Genomic DNA, 22,461 nt, shown 5'->3' with positions numbered 1-22,461 from the left:
AAGCGCTGATGGCGTCGAAAACCGCCCGCCTGCGGGCCAGTGACAGCGATCGCGCCGATGTCTGCGGACTGCTGGACGCCGCGCTCGCCGACGGTCAGCTCACCGAGTCCGAGCACACCGCCCGCACCGGTATCGCCATGCGCGCCAAGTCGTTCGGAGATCTCGACAAGCTGATCGACGACCTGCAGATTCCCGGCGAGTTGGTCGACGCTCCCGTGGTGCGCGGCGGACGCGGACGAACGCGCTGGATTCCCGCGGTGATCCTGGCCGCGGCCCTGATCGCGGGCGGGCTGGTCGGCTGCGTCGCGCACAGCGCGGTCGATCGGGCCGTCGCCGACCCCCTGCCCGACCTGACCACTGGCGCGGGCCTGGCCTATTTCATCGACAGGTATCGCGCCGAGTTCGGCGACACGGTCGCCGACGACGTCACCGTCTATCCGCGCTACGCCCTCTTCTATCGCAACGAGAAGGGCAAGTCCGTCTACTACCACTTCGACGGCGATTTCTCCCTGTTCGGCAACCCGTCCTCGCGCAAGCCGGACACCCCGACCGTCGACATGGGCGCCATCGACCTGCCGATCCTCGCCCGCCTGCTCGCGGGAGCCTCGCAGTCGGTGCTGCTGCCGGGCAGTCCGATCTCGCACGTGAGCATCGAGCGCGAGGACAAGAAGGGCGCGCAGCCCTACGTGCAGATCTACGTGCAGAACGAGATGAGCGAGACCGGATTCATGACCGTCCTCTTCGACGGCGAACCGCTGAACGTCCGCCCGCCCAACCGCTGATCCGACCTGGGTGAACGCCCCATATATCGCCCATCGCTGTGCCCGGTTATATCGGCGCGATATACTCGGAAGTCGCATCCATCGGTTAGGTCTGCACAACAGTCAGGGGGTGACGCCCGATGCTCGAGCTGGCAATCCTCGGGCTGCTCCTCGAAGCGCCGATGCACGGTTACGAGCTGCGCAAGCGGCTGACGGGCCTGCTCGGGCCGTTTCGGGCCTTCTCCTACGGTTCGCTCTATCCGACGCTGCGGCGCATGCAGGCGGACGGACTGATCGCGGAGGAGAACGTCGCGGGCGTCACCATGCGCCGCGCGCGGCGGGTCTATCAACTGACACCGGCGGGGCGGGAGCGTTTCACGGAGCTCCTCGCGGACACCGGCCCGCAGAACTACACCGACGACGGCTTCGGCGTCCACCTGGCGTTCTTCAGCCGCACTCCCGCGGAGGCGCGGATGCGGATCCTGGAGGGCAGGCGCCGGCAGGTCGAGGAGCGCCGAGAGGGATTGCGGGAAGCGATCAAACGGGCCAGCGGGTCGCTGGATCGCTACACCCGACAGCTCCACCAACTCGGTCTGGAATCAAGCGAGCGCGAAGTGCGCTGGCTCAACGAGTTGATTGCGGCGGAGCAATCAACGAAGGCGGCACCACAGAAAGAGGGAACCATCGGCCATGAGTGACATCAATACGGCTGAGAACGCCACCGAAGTTCGCGTGGCCATCGTGGGCGTGGGCAACTGCGCCTCTTCCTTGGTCCAGGGCGTGCAGTACTACAAGGACGCGGACGAGACCTCGACCGTGCCCGGTCTGATGCACGTCAAGTTCGGCCGGTACCACGTACGCGACGTCAAGTTCGTCGCCGCGTTCGACGTGGATGCCAAGAAGGTCGGCTTCGACCTGGCCGAGGCGATCTTCGCCAGCGAGAACAACACCATCAAGATCTCCGACGTGCCCCCGACCGACGTGGTCGTGCAGCGCGGCCCGACGCTCGACGGCATCGGCAAGTACTACGCGGAAACCATCGAACTCTCCGAGGCCGAGCCGGTCGACGTGGTGAAGGCCCTGAAGGACGCGAAGGTCGACGTCCTGGTGTCCTACCTGCCGGTGGGTTCAGAAGAGGCGGACAAGTTCTACGCCCAGTGCGCCATCGACGCGGGCGTCGCCTTCGTCAACGCGCTGCCGGTGTTCATCGCCTCCGACCCGGTGTGGGCGCAGAAGTTCGTGGACGCGGGCGTCCCGATCGTCGGCGACGACATCAAGAGCCAGGTCGGCGCGACCATCACCCACCGCGTGATGGCCAAGCTGTTCGAGGACCGCGGCGTGCAGCTCGACCGCACCATGCAGCTCAACGTCGGCGGCAACATGGACTTCAAGAACATGCTCGAGCGCGAGCGCCTGGAGTCCAAGAAGATCTCCAAGACCCAGGCCGTCACCAGCAACCTGAAGAAGGAACTGGGCGCCAACGACGTGCACATCGGCCCGTCCGACCACGTCGGCTGGCTCGACGACCGCAAGTGGGCCTACGTGCGCCTCGAGGGTCGCGCCTTCGGCGACGTGCCGCTGAACCTGGAGTACAAGCTCGAAGTGTGGGACTCGCCCAACTCGGCGGGCATCATCATCGACGCGGTGCGCGCGGCCAAGATCGCCAAGGACCGCGGCATCGGCGGACCTGTCATCCCGGCCTCGGCCTACCTGATGAAGTCCCCGCCGCAGCAGCTCGCGGACGACATCGCCCGCGCCCAGCTGGAAGCGTTCATCATCGGCGCGGAGTAGATCCGACGACTCGATGAGGGAAGCCGGTCGGAGAGCCACTCTCCGACCGGCTTTGCGTTTTTTGCCGCGGACACGCCGCGTCGGCTCGGAGCCGGTTCAGTCCAGTGAAACGTAGACCTCGACGGAGGTCGGGCCGGTGTAGCGCTCGATCTCCGCGGTGTGCGAGCGGGTGATGATGCCCGCGCTCTCGGCCTTGGCGACCTGCGCCCACGCCGTGCGCAGCAGATCGTAGGGCTTGTCGGAGACGACGAACTTCGCGTAGCGGCCCTGCGGGATGCGGGTCACCACGTCGCCCTGGTCCAGGTCGTCCAGCGAACCCACCTCGTAGCCGAGGACGGCGACGGCATGGTCGTTCTGGCCGATGTACGCCGCGACGCGCGGCACGCTCTTTTCCCTGGCGAGGTAGCGATCCCAGGTGAAGTTCACCAGATCGAGGTCGCGCGCGGTCACTTCGCGGCCGGCCAGCGGAATGGTCAGTCCGGCGACCAGGCTGCCGTCCAGGGTGACGATCTCGAAATCCACTGTTGTGTCCTACCCGTCGCTCGGTTCGTCGGCCAGCGCCACGAAGACCTCGGCGGTGCGGTCGTCGGGATAGTGCTCCCAGTCGCCGGTATAGGAACGCACGAACCGGCCCGCCGCCTCGGCATCCCACACCGCCCGCCAAATGCTGACGATCGTATCGCCGAGATCGTCGCCGCTGGCGATGAATCGGGCGAACCGGCCACCGGGCACCCTGGCCAGCACGTCGCCGGGCAGCAAGTCATCGATGCTCTTACAGCGGTAGCCGACGATGTGGGTCAGATAGGAGTTGATCTCCGGCGCATGATCGACATAGGCGGTGGTCGGCGGGCCAGGTAGACGGCGCGAGAGGATGCGCTTCCACGCTTCCTCCACCTTCGCGCGGCGCGGCCCCTCGACCGCTAGCGCTGGGCTGCGAAGCACCGTGCCCGCCACCAGCACCTCGGGACGGTCAACGACATTGAAATCCACCGGCGTAGCCCCTATGTCTAGTCTGTTTTCAATTGGCGGCGCTTCCGGGCCCCTCTGTGGTCCGCACGCTACCGCCTGTCGGCCGGTCGCTCGCGCCGCTGCCGTCGTCGCTCGAGCGCTTATCCTTCCGCATCGTCACCGGGGGACGGCCGTCGCCCCTGGTTCACCTCGGCGCCGCTGGGCCGCGCTCTCACTCTGGCAAAACGATGCTGCCATGTCATGCGTTCCCCGGAGGCTCGCTAGGTCACAAGATCGATTCAAGATGGTGTGGGCCACAGTTATCTGACCGCCCGCACGTCAGCCGGGCACCGGAACGTTCAATCCGGGGAAGATCTCGACCTGCGTCGGCTGCGGCGGCGCAGGCGGAATGATGATCGAGGGCTCCGGTTGTTGCTGCGGCGCACGCGACGGATTCGGGTTCGGATTCAAGATGTCGTAGGGATTGTTCGGGGGCTTCGGCGGAGTGCTGCCCGCGGGGCCGCCGACCGCCGGTCCGCCCACGGGTCCGGTGGGGAACTGCTCGATGGGCGTGCCCGCCAGCGCGTCGTCCATCATCTGCTTCCAGATGTCGGCGGGCAGGCCCGAACCGTAGATGTCCGCGCCCGCCGCGGTGTGGATCGGCTGCGACTGCTCGCTGCCGATCCACACCGCGGTGGACAGCGACGGCGTGAAGCCGATCATCCAGGCGTCCTTGTTCTGGTCGGACTGGCCCAATTGGGTCGTGCCGGTCTTGGCGGCCGACGGCCGGTTGCCCGCCAGCGCGTGCCCGTTGGAGTAGGCGGCGATCGGCATCATCGCGGTGACGGTGTTCTCCGCGAAAGCGGGCTTGATGCGCTGCTCGCCGGGCGGCAGCTGGTCGCCGGCCTGCTGTTCGGGTGCGCCGCGATCGAGCAGCACCCGTCCGTCGCCGGTCACCACGCGCTGCACGAAGTGCGGCCGGTGGTACATGCCGGAGGCCGCGACGGTGGCGTACGCCGAGGCCATGTCGATCGGGCGCACCAGATATTGGCCGAGCACGATGCCGTTGAGCGGCGGGCCGCCGTCCTCGGCGAGCGTCTTGCCCGCCACGCCGGGGATCTCCTCCGGGATGCCCGCCTGGTGCGCGGCATCCGCGATCGCCTGCGGTCCTTCGAACATCGACATGGTCAGCCGGTAGAAGCTGGTGTTCAGCGAGCGCTTCAGCGCTTCGGCCATGCTGCATTTGCCGCAGGATTCGCCGTCCACGTTGGTGATCCTGGTGCCGCGATCGGTGACCGGCGAACTGTCCAGCATGCGCGTCAGCGGGATGCTCTGCTGCTGTGCGGCGATCACCGCGAACACCTTGAACGCCGACCCGGTCTGCAACGGCGCCTGCGCGAAGTCGTAGCCGATGCCGTCCTCGCCGCCGTAGTAGGCGCGCACCGCGCCGGAGCGCGGATCGATCGACACCACCGCGGCGCGCAGGTGCGCGGGCTGGGGCCCGAGCCGATCGTGCACCGCGGTGAGCGCCGCCTGCTGGGCTCCGACGTCGATAGTGGTGGTGATTTGCAGTGCGCCGGTGTTGATTTCGCGTTCGCTGATGCCGGAGGCGCGCAGCTCACGCAGCACCTGGGTGCGGATCAGGCCCTCGGGACCGCGGGAGGCGTCGCGGTCGGGAATGTCGGTGATCGGCAGGATCCGCGGGAAAACGGTGGCGTCTCGGTCGCCCGGCGCCAGCACGTCCATCTCGACCATGCCGTCGAGCACATACCGCCAGCGCGCCTTCAATTCCGGCAGGTGTGTTTCGGGGTCGAGGATCGACGGTGTGCGGATGACGGCCGCCAGCACCGCGCCCTCGGCGAGCGTCAGCTGCGCGGGCGGCTTGTCGAAGTACGCCTTGGACGCCGCGGCGATGCCGTAGGAGCCGCGCCCGTAGTAGATGGTGTTGAGATAGGCGGCGAGGATGTCGTCCTTGCTCCACTGCCTGGCCATCTTGGCCGCGATGATCAGCTCGCGCATCTTGCGGGTCAGAGTGCGTTCCGAGCCGAGGAAGGCGTTCTTCACATACTGCTGGGTGATGGTCGAGCCGCCGCCCGCGTCGTCCTTGCCCATCAGGTTGTCCCGGCCCGCGCGCAGGAAGCCGGATGTGGAATAGCCGGGGTTGGTGTAGAAATCGCGGTCTTCGGCGGAGAGCACCGCGTTGCGCACCGGTTCGGGCACCTCGGAGAGCGACACGGGAGTCCGATTGCCTTCCGGCGGAACCACCTTCGCGATCACCGTGCTGCCGTCCGCGGCGAGGACGGTGGCGATCTGATTGGTCTGCACCGCCGCCGGGTCGGGGATCTCGGCGCTCCAGTAGACCAGCACGAACAGCAGCGAGGGCACCGCGACGAACAGGATGAACAGCGCGAGCACGAGCCGACGAAGCCGTTCGGCGCGACTGCGCTGCGGCCGCTCGGGTTTCGTCGCCTCCGCGGTGCCGCCGGGCCGGGATCCCCTGAGCGCCTGCGCTTTCCGTTCACGGCTGTGCGGTGTGTCCCGCTCCCGGAAACCCGCGATGGAGGCGTGCTGCGGCGACGATTGCTTGCCCCCGGCATCGCGTTTCCCACCTCGCTTGCCGAACGAGCTCACGATCATCTCCTCCCGGAGTTGTCGGTCGAACCCACCTGCACTGACAACGATCGCCGAAACGAGCTACGACCGGACTCTACTCCGCCCACCCCGGCCGAGGCGGCACACAGTCCACACCAACCCGCTTCTTAGGCAAAGTAACCCGAGTACGTCCCCAACCCCAACCCCACCCGCCCACCGAGCGAGCCCGGCGCGACCGTCGGCGAGGCAAAGCGAACCTGTCTTCGCTATTACGCCGAAATCTCAGCATGTAAATCGCGGGCGCGAGCTCAGTCGGTGGGCAAGCTGGACGCGGTGCGGAAACCTCCGCACCAGCGCTCCATACCCAGCGCATGCGCCGCTGAAGCGAGTCCCGACCGCCAGAAAACCAGACGCAAAGGCCGTGATTCCACGGAACATCCCAGCCCCACCCGCCCATCACGGAGCGAGCCCGACGAGCGACCGTTCGCGGCCGTCTCGCTTCCCAGCGATCGAAGCGCATGCGACGCAGTCGCGAGTCTCGATCGCTGGGAAGCGAGACAACAAGGGCCGCGAACCCGCGCGCGCCAGCGCGCCGACAACTCAGCTCTTGACGCCGCCCGCGGTCAGACCGGAGATGATGCGGCGCTGGAACAGCAGCACCATGATCACCAGCGGGATCGTGACGATCGTGCCCGCCGCCATGATCGCGGCGTACGGCTGGACGAGCGGGTTGTTGCCGGAGAACCGGGCGATCGCGACGGTCACGGGCTCGGTCGCGTCGCTGGAGAGCAGGCGGGCCAGCAGGTATTCGTTCACCGCGGCGATGAAGGCCAGGATCGCGGTGGTGAAGACGGCGGGCGCGGCCAGCGGCAGCATCACCAGCCGGAACGCCTGCATCTTGCTCGCGCCGTCGATGCGGGCCGCCTCTTCCAGCTCCCACGGCAGTTCGGTGAAGAACGAGGCGAGGATGTAGACGGTCATCGGCAGCACGAACGAGATGTTCGGGATGATCATCGCCTGGTATTGGCCGATCCAGCCGAGGTTGGTGAACAGCTGGAACAGCGGCGTCACCAGCACGACCACCGGGAACATCGACGCGCTCAGGATCAGTCCGGCCACCACGTACTTGCCGCGGAAGGTCAGCCTGGCCAGCGCGTACGCGGCGAAGATCCCGATGACCAGCGCGAGCACCGTGGTGCACGCACCGATGACGACGCTGTTCAGCAGCGCCTTGCCGAAGTCGTTGCCGCGGCTGGTGTCGAACGCGTCGCGGAAGTTCTCCAGCGTGACGTGCGTCGGCCACGGCGTGTTGTCGAAGGTGTAGTCCGGATCGCGGAACGCGGTGACGGCCATCCAGTAGAACGGGCCGAGGCCCCAGACCAGCACGATGAGCACGCCGAGGTAGATGCGCACCGATCCGAACCGCTTGGTCCACGGCACCGCCCGATCGGTGGCCGGTTCCTTCGTCACCATCGGTGCGCCTCCACTGTCTTGCTCGGTGCGCACCTGATTGCTCGTGGTCATGCTCGCACCGTCCCTTCGCGCTGCGCTTCCTGGGTGCGGACGGCGTTGGCGCCGAGGATCTTCACCAAGATGAAGGCCACGGCGAAGATCAGCAGGAAGGTGATGGTCGACAGGGCAGCGGCGCTGTTCGGTCCCTGGCGCACCTGGTCGACCACCAGGATCGACACCGTGCGGGTCGACGGGTTGTTCAGCGTCATGATGGCGGGCAGGTCGTACATGCGCAGTGCGTCCATGGTGCGGAACAGGATCGCCACCAGCAGCGCGGGCTTGAGCAGCGGCAGGGTGATCTGGGTGAACCGCTGCCAGGCCGAGGCGCCGTCCACCTTGGCGGCCTCGTACACGTCGTTGGGGATCACCTGCAATCCGGCGAGCAGGAGCAGCGCCATGAACGGCGTCGTCTTCCACACGTCGGCGGCGATCACCGCGAACCGCGCGGCCCACGGATCAGAGGTCCAGAGAATGTGCGTGCCGAGCACCCGGTTCACCACGCCGTCGTACTGGAACATGAACTCCCACAACCGCGCCGTGACGGCGGTCGGGATGGCCCACGGAATGAGCACCGCCGCGCGCAGCAGCGCCCGGCCCTTGAAGCTCTTGCCCATGACGATCGCCATGGCGAGGCCGATGGTGGCCTCCAGCGCCACCGTGATCACGGTGAAGAACAGCGTGACGCCGACGGCCATCCAGAACTGCGAGCCCAGATTGCCGGTGGGGCAGGCGATGGTCTCGCCGGTCGGCAGGCTGCACTGTTGCAGCAGCCAGTGCGTGTAGTTCGAGAATCCGGCGCTGCCGCCCTCCACGAACATGCCCGTGCTCGGGTCGAGCCCGGGGTCCTTCTGGAAGGACATGTACAGCGCGCGGACCACCGGGTAGCCGATGACGACCGCCAGCGCGATCAGCACCGGCGCCACGAAGACCCAGGCCTTGCCGGAGCGGCGCAGCTCGAAGGCCAGGCTCGCGCCGAAACCGCGTTTGCGCGGAAGGAATTCGTCGCTCGGCAGGCGTGTGGCCGCTCCCGAAGGATCCGACACCGTTATCTCTCTCCTACGGGTTGGTCGGGTCCGCTACGCGACCGCGCGCGACTCCGCCTCGCTGACGCTCGGCTCGTCGTGCACGGTAGCGCGCTGTGTTCATGGCTCATTCGCTGACGCTCGTTCACGAACCCGCGGTCTCGATGCCTTTCTGCATCCCGACTATCGCGTCGTCGACGGACTTGTTTCCGGTCAGGGCAGCATAGGCGTTGTCCTGGATGGCCTTCGACACCGCCGGGTAGAAGGGGGTCACCGGGCGCGGCACCGCGCTGGCGATCGATTCCTTGAGGGCGGGCAGGTACGGCATCTTGGCGATCAGCGCCGGGTCGTCGTACAGCGAGGCGCGCACCGAGGGCAGGGCGCCGGAGGCGATGATGTGCTGGGCGTCCTCGCTGATCAGGAAGCGCAGGAAGTCGAGCGCGGTGGCCTTGTTCTTGGAGAAGGCGCTGATGGCCGCGTTGTAGCCGCCGAGGGTCGAGGCGCCGACGCCGTTCTCGCCGGGCAGCGGCGCGACCGCGAACTTGTCCTTCACCTGCGAGGATTCGGCGCCCGCGTCACCGAAGGTGGAGGGCCAGGCGCGCAGGAACATCAGCTTGCCCTGGGTGAAGGCGTTCGCCGATTCCGGCTCCTTGAAGGTGATGGCCTCTTTGGGGATGTCGCCGTTGTTGTACGCGGTGACCAGGGTGTTGAGACCGGCGCGGGCCTGTGGGCTGTCCACGGTCGGGGTCTTGCCGTCGGCGCCGACGAAGGTGCCGCCGAAGCCGTTGATCACCTCGGAAGTGTTCACCGTGAGACCTTCGTAGGGCGCGAACTGCCCGGCGTAGCAGCCGATGTTGTTGTCACGCGCGACCTGGCACTGGCCGAGCATCTCGCCCCAGGTCTTCGGCGGGTTCGAGACCAGGTCCTTGCGGTAGAACAGCAGCCCGCCGTTGGTGTTGCGCGGCGCGGCGTAGAGCGTGTTGTTGTAGGTGGCGCTGGCGACCGGCGGGGAGAGCAGCGTCGAGGTGTCGATCGCGAAGGAGTCCTTCAGCGGCTGGATCCAGCCCTTGGCGGCGAACTCGGCGGTCCACGGCACGTCGAGCGCGACCACGTCGTAGGTGGACTGCTTGGAGCGCATGTGCTCGACGAGGTCGTCGTACTGCTGCGAGGCGTCGTTCGACTGCTCCTTGAACGTCACCTGCTCGTCGGGGTGCGAGGCGTTCCAGCGCTCGATGAGCTGCTTGACCACACCGGTCTCGGTGGTGTCCTTGCCCTCGACGTAGGTGATCGGGCCGCGGCCGGTCAGGTTCTGGCCGGTCGGGCTGCCGCCGTTGTCGCTGGAGCACGCACTGGTGAAGGTCGCCGTCAACAGCGCGACCGAGGCAGCCGCCAGCGCGGCCCGCGATACGAGCGACGAACGTAGGGACGACACCTTCTTCAAAGCCATTGCGAACACTCCATGGGTACGACGTGAGCAGCAGCACACCCTGCCGGTTGCACAACGGAAGATACATGGTGTTCATCCGCCACGCCCGAAGAGCGGTACAGAAGGCCAGGTCGGGTGGATGTCGCCGGTCGCGGGGAGCCTCGACCGGAGCATGCGCCGCCGCCCGTCCGAGCGCACGACGACCTGTGACGCGGCGTCCCGTTACCCTGGCTGCCGATGACTTCGCCCAACGCGGTTCCCGATCGGATGCTCACACGCATCGGCGGTCTGCTGCGCAAGGCCGAAGCGACCGACAACGAGCACGAGGCGGAGGCCTTCCTCGCCGCGGCGCAGCGGTTGGCGACCCGATCCTCGATCGATCTCGCGGTGGCGCGGGCGCACGTCGCGGGGCGGGAACGCAGGCCGACGCCGGTGCAGCGGGTCGTTCCGATCGGCGAGCCGGGCAAGAAGGGACTGCGCACCTACGTGCAGCTGTTCGTCGCGATCGCGCAAGCCAATGATGTGCGCTGCGATGTTGCCCGCACCTCCACCCAGGTCTACGCCTACGGCTTCGACACCGACATCGACACCTGCGAGGCGCTCTACGCCAGCCTGCTCGTGCAGATGGTGCGCGCGTCCGACCACTACATCAAATCGGGGCAGTACCGCACGGCGACCGTCGAGAAGATCGTCAGCGAGAAGCGCTGGGGACGCACCGTGCGACGCCGGGTGCAGGCGCCCGCCGCCCCCGTGACGGCCCGGCTGAACTTCCAGATGGCCTTCGCCGCACGCATCGGGCGGCGGCTCGCCGAGGTGAAGTCGGAGGTCGAGGCCGAGGCGGTGGCGCCGGAGACGGCGGCGGCCGGGACGGCGCTCGCGCTGCGCGACAAGGAACTGGAACTCACCGACTTCTACAGCCGCACCTCGGAGGCCCGCGGGACTTGGCGCGGGCCGCAGGCCTCCGCCGGGCACTCGGCCGGGGCCCGTCGCGCGGGTGATCGGGCGGGTCAGGCGGCGCGGCTGGGCACGTCGCCCGAACTGGGCGGGGCGCGTGGGCAGCTGACCTCCGGCGCGGGCGAGTGAGTGCTTTCGTATGGCTGCCTCGCCGACGGAGTGCTCAGTGCCGGGAGCATTTCGGCTCGCGGTGGCGCGGGGTGGGCCTCGGGGCGCTTGTTTCGAGCCTGCTTCGGCGCAATGAGGATGGACGGCGCCGGTGGCTGTTCCAGCACTCGGTAGGCTCGGGATCTCGATGTCGGAGGGGCTGCCCGCGGCTGATCTCGGGCGCGGTCGGATGGCAGCATTTCCCTCGGTCGGCGATCTCGAGTTTGCGGATATTGCCGCTTCACGGCTGGGCGACCGGGAGCGTGCCGCGATGAGTGAACGAGATACCCAGCGCGCCAAGGTGTACGACGCCGAACAGCTGGTCCGTGGCATGTTCGATCGCGCCGACGAGTACGGCAATCGCACCGTCGAGCTGTACGGCTCGCACATCACCTTGCCCGTCGAACGCCGTTTCGCCTCGGTGGCGTCCGTCCAGACCTATGCTGAGAAGGTGCTCGCCCTCAATTGGGTTCGGGCCCAATGGGATAGAGCCGAGGTGCCGGTTCGGGTGCGGTCGCGTGCCGGAGCGACCGCCGCCCACTACGAAGCGGCCGACGCAGTCCTCGCGGTGCCGCTGCACACCGGCGGCACCGCGTGGGCTCTGCGCGAACTGGTCGTCTTGCACGAACTGGCCCACCACTTGGAACCCGCACCCGGCGAAGTCGCGCCCCACGGACCCGAATTCTGCACCCGCTACCTGGAATTGGTGGACGGAGTCGTCGGCCCCGAAGCCGCCCTAGTGCTGCGAACGACAATGCTCAGCTGCGGCGTCCGTTTCGGCTAGGCCGAAGCGCGTAGGCAATCGGCGGGACAGAAATGGTTGCTTTGCGGGTCTCCGGAACCGCCATTTCTCGCCCGTCATAACCATTTGACTACGGTCGATAGAGAAATGGCGGCGGAGGTTGGCGCGGAGCCGGTTTCGGGAAATAGCCCGGGTTTCCCTCTAGGCGAGCAGGGCGCGTACGCGCTGGTAGCGGGCGTGCCACCAGGCGACGCGGTCGGGGTCTGGGTGGCGGTAGCGGTCGATGAGTGCAGAGTCCGGCGTGAGGGGTGTGCGCGGCACAGGGAGGAAACCGTCCACCGGGCGCAGGGATTCGGCCACCACGTCGCCCTCGAACAGGGAGGTCGTGCCGAGTCCGCAGGCGAAGTCGAGTTCCGGGAGCGCGCCGGCCAGCGCCAGCTGCGCGCCGAGGCCGACGCTGGTCTCCAGTGCGGAGGAGACCACGCAGGGCAGTCCGGCCGCCGCAGCAACCTCCAGCGCGCGTCGAACTCCGCCCAGGGGAGTGCATTTGAGCACGGCGACATCGGCCGCCCCTGCCACGGCCACCCGCAGCGGGTCCTCCGCACGCCGGATGGATTCGTCGGCGGCGATGCGCACGTCGACCTTCCTGCGCACCTCGGCGAGTTCCTCGACGGTCCGGCACGGCTGCTCGACGTATTCCAAACCACCTGCGGCGCGGTCGATCCGAATGATATGGGCGACCGCGGTGTCCACATCCCACACCGCATTGGCATCCACCCGAATCCCGCCGTCCGGCCCGAGCGCGTCGCGGACCGCCTCGACCCGCGCCAGGTCCTCGCCGAGGGAATCGGGATGGTCGGCGACCTTCACCTTCGCCGTGCGGCAGCCCGACGCGCTGACGATCCGGTGCGCCCGCTCCGGATCGACGGCGGGCACCGTGCAATTGATCGGAATACGCTCCCGCACCGGCTCCGGCCACCCGGTCGTCAGCTGCTCGACCGCCGTCGCCAGCCATCCGGCCGCCTCCCGATCGTCGTACTCGGGGAACGGACAGAACTCACCCCACCCCAGCGGCCCCGGAATCAACATCCCCTCCCGCACGGTGATCCCGCGAAACCGCGTGCGCAGCGGAATCGCGTAGACGACGGGCTCGGGGAACGTATCGGCGGTCATCGTTGGTCAGCCTACGGGCCGAGGCCGATACGAGTAGCGGCATATCGGCCCGGCTTGCGAAACCGTCGAAGCGGTGGGTGTCGTAGCAGGCCTCGCGCAAGGATCAGGACGGCCTACGAGTTCCATCGCGTTGGCGATGGGGCTTCGGATGTTCGCGCCGTTCGTATCGTGGCGAAAATCCGTGCATGCGGGTGCGCTGGCTCGGCGTAGACGAAGTCGCTGCGTTGCTGCCGCCACAGCCCGCGCTGGCGCGTTGGCTGCCGCAGCTGGCGGTGCGATCCGGGCTGTCTGCCGCCGAGTGTGTTGTATGCGATGGGGGTCCCCGGGGGCTGTTGAGGCCGAAGTGGAACCGGACCGGAACGCGGTTCGAATCGCCATCGATGACGGGCGCTGCCCGACCGTTTCGAGAGCGAAAAGCGACGCCGCCGACGCGCACGTGCTGGCCGAGTTCGGAGTGTGGCGATCGGCCGCATGTGGTCGCGTGGTCGACAGACGGGCACCCTGGACGTATGGGGTCGGCGTTGTCGAGGCGATTGGCAGACTTGACGCGGGCCGGTCTCGCCACCTTCGTCGCCCTCGGGATCGGTTGGTCAGCAGTGATTCTCGTCCCCCTGTACGAGTTCCTCGTAGCCGACGGACAGCGTGGCAGCAGGTATCTGCCGGTCGCCTACGGCCTCGCATGGACGGGAATCGCCGCGGCGGTTGTAGTGGCAGCCGTACTGGTGGTGTCGAAGTTGCGTATGCGCAGGGCAATTGGATGGACGCCACTGGTGGCGGTCCCGTTGATCATCGAGTCGTGGTTGCTGGGATGCCTCGTCGCGCTGGTGCTGGGTTCGCTCTGAGCTGGTGCTGTGTTTCGTTTCGAGCTGGTGCTGGGGATCTGAGCTGGTGCTAGGTTCCGTTCGCGCTGGTGCTGGATTCGATCTGAGCCGGTGCCGAGTTCGATTCGAGCTGGTGCGGGATCTACTCGATCCGAGAGGAAAACGGGCGCCCGGCGGGTACCGGGCGCCCGGTGATTCACAACCGCTCGAGGATGGTTGCGTTGGCGAGTCCGCCTGCCTCGCACATGGTTTGCAGTCCGTAGCGGGCGCCGCGGTCCCGCATGGCGTGCACCAGTGTGGTCATCAGGCGGGCGCCGGACGCGCCGAGCGGGTGACCGATCGCGATCGCCCCGCCGTTGACGTTCACCTTCGACATATCGGCGCCGGTGTCCTGAGCCCAGGCAAGCACCACCGGCGAGAACGCCTCGTTGATCTCGACGAGGTCGATATCGGAGAGTTGAAGACCGGCTCGCTGCAACACCTTTCGGGTCGCCGGAATCACCGCGGTGAGCATCATGAGCGGGTCGTCGCCCGCGACGGCGAAGCTGTGCAGCCGGGCGAGCGGGCGCAGGCCGAGCTGTGCGGCGCGTTCGCTGGTCATGATCAGCACCGCGGCGCTGCCGTCGCTGACCTGGCTCGCGCTGGCGGCGGTGATCTGCCAGCCGATCTGCGGGAAGCGCTCGCCCATCGCCGGGTCGTAGTAGGCGGGCCGCAGTCCGGCGAGGGTGTCGAGGGTGCTGCCGACGCGGATGCCCTCGTCGCTGATCAGCCCGTTGATCGGGGCGAGCTCGGCGGCGAAGAGGCCGTTCTTCGTTGCCTGCGCTGCCTTTTCGTGGCTGGTCAACGCGAACTCGTCGAGCTGGGTGCGCGTGAGGCCCCACTTCGCTGCGATCAGTTCGGCGCTGATGCCCTGCGGTACCAGACCTTCCGGGTACCGTTCGGCGAACGCGACACCGGAGAGGTCCTCGGAGCCGACGAGGTTGGCGCCCATCGGGATTCGGCCCATCGACTCGACGCCCGCGGCGACCACGATGTCGTACGCGCCCGCGATCACGCCCTGGGCGGCGAAGTGGATGGCCTGCTGACTGCTGCCGCACTGCCGGTCCACCGTCGTCGCGGGCACCGATTCGGGGTAGCCCGCGGCCAGCGCCGCTCGCCGCGTCACATTGGCGCCCTGCTCGCCGACCTGCGTGACCACGCCGCCGATCACATCGTCGATCCGCGCCGGATCGATGCCGCTGCGCTCGACTACCTCGCGCAGGCTGTGTGCCAGCAGGTCGACCGCGTGGACGTTGTGCAGCGCTCCGTTCGGCTTGCCCTTGCCGATCGGCGTGCGCACCGCTTCGACGATCACCGCGTCTCTCATGGCGGATCCTTCCTCTGACCGGGGCTTCTGCACCCTGGCTCTATTGGCTTATAGTCAGATTAACGCCTGGGTATAGCTGACTCAAGTCAGTCGCGGATATGATGTGCGTCATGGCAGCCGTGATGGAAGGACCCTTGGCCGATCTCAGTTCGTGGCAGGCCGTCGACTGTTCCATCGCCAAGGCGATGGAACTCGTCGGCACGCGCTCGGCCGTCCTGATCCTGCGCGAGGCCTACTACGGCACCCGCCGCTTCGACGGTTTCGCCAGCCGGGTCGGTATCACGGATGCGGCCGCGGCGGCCCAGCTCCGCAAGTTGACCGAGGCCGGCCTGCTGGCAAAAGAGCCTTATCAGGAAGAAGGCAAACGCACGCGGCACGAATACGTCCTCACCCGGATGGGCCGCGACCTGCTCCCGGCCGTGCTGGCCTTGATGCAGTGGGGGGATGCGTACCTACAGCCGGGCCCGGCCCCGTTGTTGCTGGTCGAGGAGGCGACGGGGGCTCCGGTACGTGTCGAGGTGCGGAGCGCGACGGGCAAGGAGATCGAGTTGGAGGAACTCGGGATTCGGGTGAACGAGAGCTACCTGCAGCAAAGACGGCAGCGCTCAGAGTAGCGGCCGGTCGACCGCTCTGCCGTGTGCGTGAATTGAACCTCGCAGAGCTTCCACACGCCTCGCAGCAGTTGTACTGGCTGCGAGGCGTGTGAAGAGTTTGCGAGGTATCGCTAGCGGCCCGCGCCGGGGCTCAGTCGAGGCGACGGCCGTCCGTGGCGGAGAAGAAGTACGTGTGTTCAGGGGTGGTGGACAGCTTCAGGCGGGTGCCCTTCGCGGGCGGGTTGCGCCAATCGGCCCGCGCCACAATGGATTCCCCCGCACCGTCGACCTGACCCTCGGCGACGGTGCGGCCGTAGATGTAGGCGTCGGAACCGAGTTCCTCCACCACGTCCACTTCCATCTCGATGCCGTCCTTGCTCAGTCCGTCGCCGAGCTCGAAGTGTTCGGGGCGGATGCCGACCACGACCTTGCCCTCGGCGGCGTCGGACACCGAACGCGGCACCGGCAGTGCGTGCCCGCCGAGCGCCACCGCGCCGTCGGACACCGGCAGCGTGAACATGTTCATGGCGGGCGAGCCCATGAAACCGGCGACGAAGGCGTTGGCCGGGTTGCGGTACAGGTCGCGCGGGGTCGCGCACTGCTGGAGCAGGCCGTCCTTGAGCACGGCGACGCGGTCGCCCATGGTCATGGCCTCGACCTGATCGTGGGTGACGTACACCGTCGTGGTGCCGAGCCTGCGCTGTAGCTGGGCGATCTGGGTGCGGGTCTGCACGCGCAGCTTGGCGTCCAGGTTCGACAGCGGCTCGTCCATCAGGAACACCTGCGGCTGACGCACGATCGCCCGGCCCATCGCCACGCGCTGACGCTGACCGCCGGACAGCGCCTTCGGCTTGCGGTCCAGGTAGGGCTCCAGGTCGAGCAGCTTGGCGGCCTCCCGCACGCGCTGGTCCTTCTCCGCCTTGGCGACCTTGGCCAGCTTGAGCGCGAAGCCCATGTTCTCGGCCACCGTCATGTGCGGGTAGAGCGCGTAGTTCTGGAACACCATCGCGATGTCGCGTTCCTTCGGCTCCGCGTGGGTGACGTCGTTCGCGCCGATCAGGATGCGCCCGCCGTTCACCTCCTCCAGCCCGGCCAGCATCCGCAGCGAGGTGGACTTCCCGCAACCGGACGGGCCGACCAGAACCAGGAACTCGCCGTCGGCGATCTCCAGATCCAGCTGGTCGACGGCGGGTTTGGTCGCGCCGGGATACAGGCGGGTGGCGCGCTCGAAGGTCACCGTTGCCACGGCAGATCACATCCCTTCACCGGCAGGAACGTGCCGGACGATCCGAGTAGAGGGCTCACCGTCGCACGCGGCGCGCGGACGGTCCGGACGATCGTATCGGGCGACAAATTCCCATGCAGCCGAGTCCGTGCGCCGGCCGAAAGCACGAGGAAGGCGCGGGCCGGTTTTCACCACGCCGGATCCGCCGGACGCCGGTAGCCTCGATCGCGGGGATCAGCGAGCGAACGAGGAGGGCATGAGATGAGTCGGCCGATTCGGATCGGAGTCCAGCTGCAGCCGCAGCACGCCCCCAAGTACGGCTTGATTCGCGATGCCGTGCGGCGGGCCGAGGACGCCGGTGTCGACATCGTCTTCAACTGGGATCATTTCTATCCGCTCAGCGGCGATCCGGTGGGCGCGCACTTCGAGTGCTGGACCATGCTCGCCGCGTTCGCCGAGCAGACCGAGCGGGTGGAGATCGGCGCGCTGGTCACCGGCGGTGGGTACCGCAACCCGGAACTGCTCGCCGATATGGCGCGCACCGTCGACCACATCAGCGACGGCAGGTTGATCCTCGGCATCGGCGCGGGCTGGTTCCAGCACGACTACGACGAGTACGGGTACGAATTCGGCACGGCGGCAAGCCGATTGAAGCTGCTCGGGGAGAGCATGCCGAGGCTGACCGCGCGGCTGAAGAAGCTGAATCCGCAGCCGACCCGCGACATCCCGATCCTGATCGGCGGCGGTGGCGAGCGCAAGACGCTGCGCCTGGTCGCCGAATACGCCGACATCTGGCACAGCTTCGCCGACCTCGGCTCGCTGCGGCACAAGAACCAGGTGCTCGCCGAGCACGCCGCCGCCGTCGGCTCCGACCCGTCCCGTATCGAGCGCTCGGTGCCGTGGCCGGGAGCGGAGCAGGCGCCGGCGTTCATCGAGCAAGGGGTGGGCTTGTTCACCGTCGGCGTGAGCGGCCCCGACTACGACTTCGGCCAGCTCGAGCAGGCCATCCGGTGGCGCGACGAGGTGAACCCGGAACAGGTCACCGGCTTGGCCTGAGCCCGGTTCCGGGTTCTACCGCGATCAGACCGTCGAATACTGCCGCTCGCGGGCCACGGCCGCTGCCCCCTCGACGGGCAGCGACAGGCGGACCGGGAGTTCGGCGAGACCTCGAATGAGCAGGCTCCTGCGCCAGCTCAGTTCGGCGAAGTCGCCGTCGAGCGACATCGCCGGGATTCGATCGAGCAGCCGGGTGAGCGCGATGGTGGCCTCCATCCGGGCCAAGGCCGCGCCGACACAGTAGTGAATGCCGTGGCCGAAGGCGATGTGCCGGTTGTCGGTGCGCATCGCGTCGACCCGGTCCGGGTCGGCGAACCGCTGCGGATCGCGGTTGGCCGCCGCCAGGGAGATCATGACGAACTCGCCCGCGTCGATCTCCTGACCGCCCAACGTGATCGGCGCGGTGGTGAACCGGGCCGTCGCCATATGCACCGGACCCTGGCAACGCAGGATCTCCTCGACGTAGGCGGGGACGCCGGTCGGGTCGGCGCGCAGTCGCTCGGCCGTGGCCGGATCGCGCAGCAGCTCGAGCACCGTGTTGCCGATCAGGTTGACCGTGGTCTCGTGCCCCGCGGCCAGCAGCAGGAACAGCATCGAGATGAGTTCCTGCTGGTCGAGCCGGTCGTTGTCGTCCTTGGCGACGATCAGTGCCGAGAGCAGGTCCTCGCGGGGATTGTCGGTGCGTACGGCGATCAGTTCGGTGAGGTAGGTGAAGAAGCTGATGCCGGCGCTGGTCCGTTCCTCGACGCTGGCCGATTCGTCGACCACGACCTCGGTCCAGGCGCGGAACTCGTCCTTGTCGTCGTCGGCCACGCCGAGCAGCTCGCAGATCACCATGATCGGCAACGGGAACGCGTAGTCGTCGAGCAGGTCGGCGGATTCCTTGCCGCTCAACTCGTCGAGCAGCGAGTCGGCAATCGCGGTGATGCGGGGGCCGAGGTCGCGAACCGCGCGGCTGGCGAACGCCTTGGCCACCAGGCTGCGTAGCCGGGTGTGCTGGGGCGGATCGGCGAAGAGCATGTTGTCGTTGACGGCGCCCGCGAACTTCTCGGCTCCGCCGTTCTTGGCCATGGCGGCCTGGCCCTCGGGCGAGGTGACGCGCTTGCTGATATTCGGCTCGATGAAGGCCTGTTTGGCCACGTCCTGATCGACGATCAGCCAGCTCAGCACCCCGTCCAGACGGACGCGGTGGATCGGTCCGCGTTCGCGCAGACTCCGGTAGACGGCGTGCGGGTCCCGGTAGAAGTCGTCGTCGGTCAGCTCGATGATCTCGTTGGCGGTCGTCACGCGGCGCCCCCGGTCCGCGACGCGGAGCCGCCCGAAACCGAACATGAATCCAGGTAGTTCACTAGCCCTGTGTCCTTTCGAGGTCGAACGGTTCTGATTCAGTCCCGACGCAGTCTCGAGAAGCGGTAACAGCGGTGATCGCTCGCTGTCCGATCGTGGTGGTGCCGAGGCGAAGTCGGCCGCCGGCTGCATCGGTGGAACGTCGAGCAGTTTCGATCGGTGTGAACCTTGAAAAAGCCCCGTGCGGGAGTAATCACCTACGCCGCGCCGACCGGTCGTGCCGTGCCGGCGACAGAATGTCCGCGTACCCGGGGCAAATTTCCGAGCGATTCTCGCACAGGCGCGCCGCTGTGCGGCGAGTGACCCTCGTCGCGTCGGCCACATGTAACTGTGGATTTGCGGTATGTCCGCACTAGGGTTCTCGACCATGGCTGGTCTGCCCGCTGCGTGGCGTCGTGCCCTGATCACCTCGATACTGATCGCCGTCGGTCTGACGGCGGCAGGCTGTGGTTCCGGCGACGAATCCTCCGATATCAGGGACCTCTGCTCGCCCCCAGGGCTGAGCGCGGCGTCCGCTGCGCCGACGAATCTGGCCTCCTCCGCCACCGCGGGACCGGACCGCTACACCACCGCGAACACGGCCCCGCTGGAATCCATCGACGCGAACAGGCTCGGGCTGATCACCCCCGGCACGCTCAGCGTCGGCACCCTCTCCGACGCGCCCCCGAGCATCTGCGTGAACTCCGCGGGGACCTTCACCGGCTTCGACAACGAGCTCCTGCGCGCGGTGGCCGCGAAACTCGGCCTGCGAGTGCAGTTCTCGGGCACCGAGTTCTCGGGTCTGCTCGCGCAGGTGGCGGGCGCGCGCTTCGATGTCGGCTCCTCCAACATCACCACCACCGACGCCCGCCGCGAACTGGTCGGCTTCACCAACGGCTACGACTTCGGCTACTTCGCCCTCGTGGTGGCCAACGGGAGTCCGATCCGCAGCTTCGCCGATCTAGGTCCAGGTACCCGGATCGCCGTCGTCCAGGGCACGGTGCAGGACGACTACGTGGTGAACACCCTGCACCTGGACCCGGTGAAGTTCCCGGACTACAACACCGCCTACGCCAATCTGAAGACCGGTCAGGTCGACGCCTGGGTGGCCCCCTCGGCGCAGGCCGAGGGCGCGATCAAGCCGGGCGACGGCACCTCGGTGGTCCAGAACGCTTTCAGTCTGGACAATTTCGCCGCGTGGGCGGTGAACAAGAGCAACAAGCCGCTCGTCGACGCGCTCAACAGCGGCCTGGACGCGGTGATCGCGGACGGCACCTACGCCCGCCTCTACAGCGACTGGGTGCCGCGGCAGTTGCCGCCGGGCTGGAAGCCGGGTTCCAAGGCCGCACCGACTCCGCAGCTGCCCGATTTCGCCGCGATCGCCGCCGAACAGGGACCGGACCAAGGCCAGGAGCAGACCGCGCCGAAGTCCACCCTGCAACAGCTGGGCGACACATTCTTCGATTGGTCCCTGTATCGCAAGGCTTTTCCCGATCTGATCAAGACGGGTCTGCCGAACACCCTGATCCTGGCGCTGGTTTCGGGGCTGCTGGGCACCGCGATCGGCATGCTGCTCGCGGTCGCCGGAATCTCACGCACCCGCTGGTTGCGCTGGCCCGCGCGGGTTTACACCGATATCTTCCGCGGCCTGCCCGCCGTCGTGATCATCCTGCTCATCGGTCTGGGTGTCGGGCCGGTGGCGCGCAACATCACCGGCAACAATCCGTACTGGCTCGGCGCGGTCGCTCTGGCACTGCTGGCCTCGGCCTACATCGGTGAAATCTTCCGTTCCGGAATCCAATCCGTGGAGGCCGGGCAGCTGGAGGCGGCGCGCGCCATCGGCTTCGGCTATCGGCGGGCCATGACGCTGGTGGTGATCCCGCAGGGCGTGCGCCGGGTGCTCCCCGCGCTGATGAACCAATTCATCGCGCTCATCAAGGATTCCTCGCTGATCTACTTCCTCGGTCTGCTCGCCAGTCAGCGCGAACTGTTCGCGGTGGGCCGAGATCTCAACGCGCAGACCGGAAATCTCTCGCCGCTGGTCGCCGCGGGCCTGATGTACCTGGTGCTGACCATCCCGCTCACCCACCTGGTCAACTACATCGACCGCCGGATGCGCACCGGTCGGCCCGATCAGCCGATCGACGAACTCGAGCAGGCCACCATCACCGAAGGGCGCTGAACCATGAGTGCATCTCTCACCGGAACCGGCCTGCACCTCACCCTCGGCCGCAACCACGTGCTGCGCGGTATCGACATCCACGTCGACGCGGGCACGACCACCACCGTCATCGGACCCTCCGGCTCCGGCAAGTCGACCCTGCTTCGGGTGCTCAACCGGCTGCACGAGCCGGATCGCGGCGACGTCCTGCTGGACGGCGAGTCGGTGCTGCGCGAGGACCCGGACCGGCTGCGTCAGCGCATCGGCATGGTGTTCCAGCATTTCAACCTGTTCCCGCACAAGACCGTGGCGGACAACATCGCGCTCGGCCCGCGCAAGCTGCGCGGTCTGTCGAAGGACACGGCGCGAGCACTCGCGATCGAGCAGCTGGAGATCGTGGGGCTGGTGAACAAGGCCGACGCGCGACCCGCGAATCTCTCCGGCGGGCAGCAGCAGCGGGTCGCGATCGCGCGGGCGCTGGCCATGCGGCCGGAGATCATGTTCTTCGACGAGGCCACCTCGGCGCTCGACCCCGAGCTCGTGAAGGGCGTGCTCGCGCTGATGAGCGATCTGGCGTCCGGTGGCATGTCGATGATCGTGGTGACGCACGAGATGGGGTTCGCGCGCAGCGTCTCCGACAATGTGGTGTTCATGGATCAGGGGCAGGTGGTGGAGACCGGGACGCCGGACACGCTGTTCGACGCCGCCGAGACGCCGCGGTTGCGCAAGTTCCTCTCGCAGGTGCTCTGAGGTTCGGTAGCGCATAGCTGGCAATCTCCATCCATGCACACGTGCTAATGTGTTGTTGTTCACAGATGCACCTGTCCATCGCGATGGAAGAAGGC

General features: G+C 67.6%; 20 protein-coding genes. 10 read left to right on the top strand and 10 right to left on the bottom strand.

The genetic code is table 11. The features are described 5' to 3' along the window. Nucleotides 1-8 precede the first annotated feature (8 nt). From AC3ERS_RS16900 to AC3ERS_RS16890, 3 genes are all read left to right on the top strand, one after another. A complete protein-coding gene (locus AC3ERS_RS16900; RefSeq protein WP_431968483.1) occupies nt 9-782 on the top strand; it encodes a DUF1707 SHOCT-like domain-containing protein in 774 nt (257 codons plus the stop codon). Nucleotides 783-901: 119 nt separating this feature from the next. Beyond that, a complete protein-coding gene (locus tag AC3ERS_RS16895) occupies nt 902-1,459 on the top strand; it encodes a PadR family transcriptional regulator (protein WP_067786837.1) in 558 nt (185 codons plus the stop codon). Next, nucleotides 1,452-2,552 carry an inositol-3-phosphate synthase gene (locus AC3ERS_RS16890; protein WP_357448368.1) on the top strand — a complete coding sequence of 367 codons (1,101 nt, stop codon included), beginning with the start codon at nt 1,452-1,454 and terminating at the stop codon, nt 2,550-2,552. The genes AC3ERS_RS16895 and AC3ERS_RS16890 overlap by 8 nt, the downstream gene beginning before the upstream one ends. A gap of 96 nt (nt 2,553-2,648) precedes the next feature. Here the strand turns inward: AC3ERS_RS16890 and AC3ERS_RS16885 are convergent, their stop codons facing one another. The 6 genes from AC3ERS_RS16885 to AC3ERS_RS16860 all read right to left on the bottom strand — a co-directional run bounded on the left by AC3ERS_RS16885 (nt 2,649) and on the right by AC3ERS_RS16860 (nt 10,073). Continuing rightward, on the bottom strand, nt 2,649-3,074 hold the full coding sequence (locus tag AC3ERS_RS16885; RefSeq protein ID WP_431968480.1) for a GyrI-like domain-containing protein: 426 nt from the start codon (nt 3,072-3,074) through the stop codon (nt 2,649-2,651). Nucleotides 3,075-3,083: 9 nt separating this feature from the next. Beyond that, nucleotides 3,084-3,542: a GyrI-like domain-containing protein gene (locus AC3ERS_RS16880; RefSeq protein ID WP_431968478.1), complete on the bottom strand. Its 459-nt coding sequence runs from the start codon at nt 3,540-3,542 to the stop codon at nt 3,084-3,086. 297 nt (nt 3,543-3,839) lie between these two features. Next, nucleotides 3,840-6,137 (bottom strand): transglycosylase domain-containing protein, encoded by a 2,298-nt coding sequence (locus AC3ERS_RS16875; RefSeq protein ID WP_431968476.1) that lies wholly within the window; start codon nt 6,135-6,137, stop codon nt 3,840-3,842. 555 nt (nt 6,138-6,692) lie between these two features. After that, nucleotides 6,693-7,565: a carbohydrate ABC transporter permease gene (locus AC3ERS_RS16870; protein WP_431968563.1), complete on the bottom strand. Its 873-nt coding sequence runs from the start codon at nt 7,563-7,565 to the stop codon at nt 6,693-6,695. A gap of 47 nt (nt 7,566-7,612) precedes the next feature. Continuing rightward, nucleotides 7,613-8,647 carry a carbohydrate ABC transporter permease gene (locus AC3ERS_RS16865; RefSeq protein ID WP_431968474.1) on the bottom strand — a complete coding sequence of 345 codons (1,035 nt, stop codon included), beginning with the start codon at nt 8,645-8,647 and terminating at the stop codon, nt 7,613-7,615. 124 nt (nt 8,648-8,771) lie between these two features. After that, nucleotides 8,772-10,073: an ABC transporter substrate-binding protein gene (locus tag AC3ERS_RS16860; RefSeq protein WP_431968472.1), complete on the bottom strand. Its 1,302-nt coding sequence runs from the start codon at nt 10,071-10,073 to the stop codon at nt 8,772-8,774. Nucleotides 10,074-10,289: 216 nt separating this feature from the next. Here AC3ERS_RS16860 and AC3ERS_RS16855 point away from each other — a divergent pair, with 216 nt between their 5' ends. Together AC3ERS_RS16855 and AC3ERS_RS16850 are read left to right on the top strand one after the other, a co-directional pair. Beyond that, complete coding sequence (locus AC3ERS_RS16855; RefSeq protein ID WP_431968470.1) at nt 10,290-11,135, top strand: DUF2786 domain-containing protein; 846 nt, start codon at nt 10,290-10,292, stop codon at nt 11,133-11,135. Between the two features lie 289 nt (nt 11,136-11,424). Then, complete coding sequence (locus tag AC3ERS_RS16850) at nt 11,425-11,937, top strand: TIGR04338 family metallohydrolase (protein ID WP_431968468.1); 513 nt, start codon at nt 11,425-11,427, stop codon at nt 11,935-11,937. 159 nt (nt 11,938-12,096) lie between these two features. Here the strand turns inward: AC3ERS_RS16850 and AC3ERS_RS16845 are convergent, their stop codons facing one another. Next, nucleotides 12,097-13,068, bottom strand: a complete 972-nt coding sequence (locus AC3ERS_RS16845) for an o-succinylbenzoate synthase (RefSeq protein WP_431968466.1) — start codon at nt 13,066-13,068, stop codon at nt 12,097-12,099. 533 nt (nt 13,069-13,601) lie between these two features. On the opposite strand from AC3ERS_RS16845, the gene AC3ERS_RS16840 reads away from it, so the two are divergent. Beyond that, nucleotides 13,602-13,910: a hypothetical protein gene (locus AC3ERS_RS16840; protein ID WP_431968464.1), complete on the top strand. Its 309-nt coding sequence runs from the start codon at nt 13,602-13,604 to the stop codon at nt 13,908-13,910. Nucleotides 13,911-14,085: 175 nt separating this feature from the next. Here AC3ERS_RS16840 and AC3ERS_RS16835 read toward each other — a convergent pair whose 3' ends face one another. Further along, the gene (locus AC3ERS_RS16835; RefSeq protein ID WP_431968462.1) at nt 14,086-15,255 is read right to left on the bottom strand and encodes a thiolase family protein; all 1,170 of its coding nucleotides are present in this window, start codon (nt 15,253-15,255) and stop codon (nt 14,086-14,088) included. Between the two features lie 98 nt (nt 15,256-15,353). Between AC3ERS_RS16835 and AC3ERS_RS16830 the strand changes: the two genes are divergently transcribed. After that, complete coding sequence (locus tag AC3ERS_RS16830) at nt 15,354-15,869, top strand: winged helix-turn-helix transcriptional regulator (protein ID WP_431968460.1); 516 nt, start codon at nt 15,354-15,356, stop codon at nt 15,867-15,869. Nucleotides 15,870-15,999: 130 nt separating this feature from the next. On the opposite strand, the gene AC3ERS_RS16825 is transcribed toward AC3ERS_RS16830, so the two are convergent. Next, a complete protein-coding gene (locus AC3ERS_RS16825) occupies nt 16,000-17,094 on the bottom strand; it encodes an ABC transporter ATP-binding protein (protein WP_431968458.1) in 1,095 nt (364 codons plus the stop codon). A 240-nt stretch (nt 17,095-17,334) separates the two neighbouring features. On the opposite strand from AC3ERS_RS16825, the gene AC3ERS_RS16820 reads away from it, so the two are divergent. Beyond that, nucleotides 17,335-18,129: an LLM class F420-dependent oxidoreductase gene (locus tag AC3ERS_RS16820; protein WP_431968456.1), complete on the top strand. Its 795-nt coding sequence runs from the start codon at nt 17,335-17,337 to the stop codon at nt 18,127-18,129. Between the two features lie 24 nt (nt 18,130-18,153). Here AC3ERS_RS16820 and AC3ERS_RS16815 read toward each other — a convergent pair whose 3' ends face one another. After that, nucleotides 18,154-19,416: a cytochrome P450 family protein gene (locus AC3ERS_RS16815; protein WP_431968454.1), complete on the bottom strand. Its 1,263-nt coding sequence runs from the start codon at nt 19,414-19,416 to the stop codon at nt 18,154-18,156. Between the two features lie 427 nt (nt 19,417-19,843). Between AC3ERS_RS16815 and AC3ERS_RS16810 the strand changes: the two genes are divergently transcribed. Then, a complete protein-coding gene (locus tag AC3ERS_RS16810) occupies nt 19,844-21,637 on the top strand; it encodes an ABC transporter substrate-binding protein/permease (RefSeq protein ID WP_431968561.1) in 1,794 nt (597 codons plus the stop codon). A gap of 3 nt (nt 21,638-21,640) precedes the next feature. Further along, nucleotides 21,641-22,366 carry an amino acid ABC transporter ATP-binding protein gene (locus tag AC3ERS_RS16805; protein ID WP_431968452.1) on the top strand — a complete coding sequence of 242 codons (726 nt, stop codon included), beginning with the start codon at nt 21,641-21,643 and terminating at the stop codon, nt 22,364-22,366. Nucleotides 22,367-22,461 lie beyond the last annotated feature (95 nt).

It is taken from the genome of Nocardia sp. bgisy134, from assembly GCF_057708325.1.
This window is presented reverse-complemented; position numbering and strand designations above follow the sequence as displayed.

Excerpts from the sequence above, each read along its gene's own strand:
- AC3ERS_RS16900 (WP_431968483.1), top strand. The coding sequence starts at position 9 with ATGGCGTCGAAAACCGCCCGCCTGCGGGCCAGTGACAGCGATCGCGCC.
- AC3ERS_RS16895 (WP_067786837.1), top strand. The coding sequence starts at position 902 with ATGCTCGAGCTGGCAATCCTCGGGCTGCTCCTCGAAGCGCCGATGCAC.
- AC3ERS_RS16890 (WP_357448368.1), top strand. The coding sequence starts at position 1,452 with ATGAGTGACATCAATACGGCTGAGAACGCCACCGAAGTTCGCGTGGCC.
- AC3ERS_RS16875 (WP_431968476.1), bottom strand. The coding sequence starts at position 6,137 with ATGATCGTGAGCTCGTTCGGCAAGCGAGGTGGGAAACGCGATGCCGGG.
- AC3ERS_RS16870 (WP_431968563.1), bottom strand. The coding sequence starts at position 7,565 with ATGGTGACGAAGGAACCGGCCACCGATCGGGCGGTGCCGTGGACCAAG.
- AC3ERS_RS16860 (WP_431968472.1), bottom strand. The coding sequence starts at position 10,073 with ATGGCTTTGAAGAAGGTGTCGTCCCTACGTTCGTCGCTCGTATCGCGG.
- AC3ERS_RS16855 (WP_431968470.1), top strand. The coding sequence starts at position 10,290 with ATGACTTCGCCCAACGCGGTTCCCGATCGGATGCTCACACGCATCGGC.
- AC3ERS_RS16850 (WP_431968468.1), top strand. The coding sequence starts at position 11,425 with ATGAGTGAACGAGATACCCAGCGCGCCAAGGTGTACGACGCCGAACAG.
- AC3ERS_RS16845 (WP_431968466.1), bottom strand. The coding sequence starts at position 13,068 with ATGACCGCCGATACGTTCCCCGAGCCCGTCGTCTACGCGATTCCGCTG.
- AC3ERS_RS16835 (WP_431968462.1), bottom strand. The coding sequence starts at position 15,255 with ATGAGAGACGCGGTGATCGTCGAAGCGGTGCGCACGCCGATCGGCAAG.
- AC3ERS_RS16830 (WP_431968460.1), top strand. The coding sequence starts at position 15,354 with ATGATGTGCGTCATGGCAGCCGTGATGGAAGGACCCTTGGCCGATCTC.
- AC3ERS_RS16820 (WP_431968456.1), top strand. The coding sequence starts at position 17,335 with ATGAGTCGGCCGATTCGGATCGGAGTCCAGCTGCAGCCGCAGCACGCC.
- AC3ERS_RS16810 (WP_431968561.1), top strand. The coding sequence starts at position 19,844 with ATGGCTGGTCTGCCCGCTGCGTGGCGTCGTGCCCTGATCACCTCGATA.
- AC3ERS_RS16805 (WP_431968452.1), top strand. The coding sequence starts at position 21,641 with ATGAGTGCATCTCTCACCGGAACCGGCCTGCACCTCACCCTCGGCCGC.